General features: G+C 42.4%; 2 protein-coding genes. Both read right to left on the reverse strand.

Annotated features, from left to right (window positions below; all coding sequences use genetic code 11):
• Window positions 1-38: 38 nt before the first annotated feature.
• Window positions 39-1,556, reverse strand: coding sequence for a transposase (locus ACGF63_RS22685; RefSeq protein ID WP_152962571.1), 1,518 nt, complete (start codon window positions 1,554-1,556; stop codon window positions 39-41).
• Window positions 1,557-1,648: 92 nt separating this feature from the next.
• Window positions 1,649-1,966, reverse strand: coding sequence for a PTS system regulator TmaR (tmaR, locus tag ACGF63_RS22690; protein WP_031280984.1), 318 nt, complete (start codon window positions 1,964-1,966; stop codon window positions 1,649-1,651).
• Between the last annotated feature and the right edge of the window lie 583 nt (window positions 1,967-2,549).

Below are 2,549 nucleotides of genomic sequence, written 5' to 3' on the forward strand. Positions count from 1 at the left end.
GGGTGTCGCAAAAGGGTTGAGGTCATTTTTTCAACGCGTCAAATTGAATCCAGCTCCCCTTCTTTAGTGCCTGTTATTTGTCCGAATAACAGGCTAAACATCACCCATAATATCAGAGCTACCGCTCTTGATAAGTTATAGGCCATCGCATGCAGGGTAAATTCCAACTTTACCGCTGACAATCCCTTACGCCGAAAGCGCTCCAGCCCCTGAATTCCTCGCAAGGCTGAAAATACCGGTTCCACTATGCTCTTTCGTTGACTCAATATCTGTTTTGATTCAGGGGTCGCCATATGCAAACGAAGTTCATCCCGCTTTTCATCTTCCGGATAGCGTTTTATTTTTCTCCCGCCTTTGGCCTGCGTACATTGGTTTTTTTGCCTGCATTGGACGCAATTGGCACCGCCATAAACCCGATAGCCTCGCGTTTTTTCCGACCCGGCTACTGTGCTTTTCAGGGATAATTGATGGCGGGCAGGACAGGTATAACTGTTTTGCTCGCCATCATAGATAAATAACGATTTGGGGTAAATTTTTCGGGGGGTCTGCCGGTGGGAATTTTCAGAGCAAAACAGCCGGATTTGATATTTTTGTGTCTCAGCTATCACCGCGTCATGGAAATAACCGGCATCCAATAACAATTTGTCCGGATGATATCCCGATAAATTGAAATTCTGCGTCAATAAATCCGCCATCACCTGTGTTTCACTGGACGGATCGACGGTCTGGGCGACAATAATCCGCCTGGTATTGACTAAAACAGACGGTTTATAAGCCGTTGAAAATCCCTTTCCCCGCTTGAGCTTCTGGACGACCGCTTCTGGTTCTGTTGGATTAATACGCAGCTGGCTGCCATCTTTACCCTTTTTTTCCCGATTTTCTTGTCGGCGCCGTAATACTTCGGCGCTCTGTTCCAATTGCTTAATGCGTTTTTCTGTCCGCGCAGTAGCGGGCGCTGCCGTGAGGGCGCTTTTTTCTCGTGAAATCGCTTCCTGAGTCAAAAGATGATAATAAGAGCACGCAGCTTCAATCACTGTTCCGTCACCCGCCAGGCACGAAATCCCGGATTGGCTGCGGCGCAAAACAGATAAGGTCAGTTCTTTAAAAAACGTCCCTGTCAGGACAGCTTGATGCTGATAAATGAAACGCCCAAGGCTGGCGTGATCAGGTGTCACGCCATAACTGACAAAAATACACCCCAAATCTAAACGCGCCAGGTGTTCAAGTGCTCTGAGCGAGCAGTGTCCTTTCATGATCCCATAAAGCAGGATCCCCATCATTGAACGGGGAGAATACGGCGCCCTGCCTGTTGAAGCATAACGGTGTTCGAAAGGTCCCCAGTCTTGTTCATCCAAAACCTCAGCGACAATAAATGCACTGCGTTCGCCCATTTGCCTGAGATAATCACAAAGGGAAAGAGAACCGGCCAATACAGGTAAATGCTGCGCTTTGACAAACTGACGTTTGGTGTGAGCAGACGATTCCAGCGTTCGAGTGAATAAGGTCATAAAAGATCGGCGTTTAACAGAAAGAACACCGATCTTAATGGATAACATGAGCTTTTGCGACACCCTCGCACTGGGCGAGGGTTTACGGCAGGTCTTGCTAAGAAAATAACCACGCAATCATGCGTGGTTATCTGATGATATTACTTGGGTTCACCCATTGTTTTCAGTTTCTTAGACAACTCACGGCGCTCTTTGGAAAGATCCGCATTTTTAATAATGTGATCATCTATACGGTCTTCATAATCACTACGCATGTTCATAATGATGCTTTGAATATCCTCAATTGACATGCCCGGCTTGATGTATTCACTCAGGTTATCAAGCAACAAAACACGTTTCTGGTTGTCACGTATTTTCTTTTCGTTATCCACGATCTCGCGCTGTAACTTATTCTTACGACGAAACATACGCACAAACTCCAACACATTGTGGAATGACGGTTTATTTACGTTATCCATTTTCATACCTTTCTTTAACCCAAACATACAAATTATCCAATCTGATCACACAATACAGGCTAAAGCCATTAATAGACAAGTCAGTTTCCGTTCTTTATTGATTTTAATTGATTATAGCAACCAGCTAGCTTCCTATTTTTAGCTGAAAAATTCAGCAATTCGATTAATCGAAAACAACAGGTCAATGTAGATGAATAACAAACAGTCAATCTTTCACTGGTAGAAACACAAGTTTTTTCTTCCCTGCCCTCTCCATTTCTTACTACAGTTAGCTCCGAGGCACGATGTTTGTTAAGCACTATAATCGCTACAATGGCCTAAAGAAGGAATTATATATCTATCAGAGAAAAGACTTATATGTGATAATCATTTCATGGAAATTAAATGAAAAAAATAATCTTATTTTTCTGGAAATAGAAGCACTAAGCCCATTATCAAAAAAACAATAAAATAAAGCTAGTTGATTACATGTAACACTATTAAATCTTTAGATAATAAATATCTTGCATAGCCTAAACTATCGTAACAGATATAATTTCCAGAAAATCCATTTTAATAAAAACATAAAATAATAACAAAAATA

The sequence above is a fragment of the Photorhabdus sp. RM322S genome, from assembly GCF_042879395.1.
Lineage (GTDB): Bacteria > Pseudomonadota > Gammaproteobacteria > Enterobacterales > Enterobacteriaceae > Photorhabdus > Photorhabdus khanii.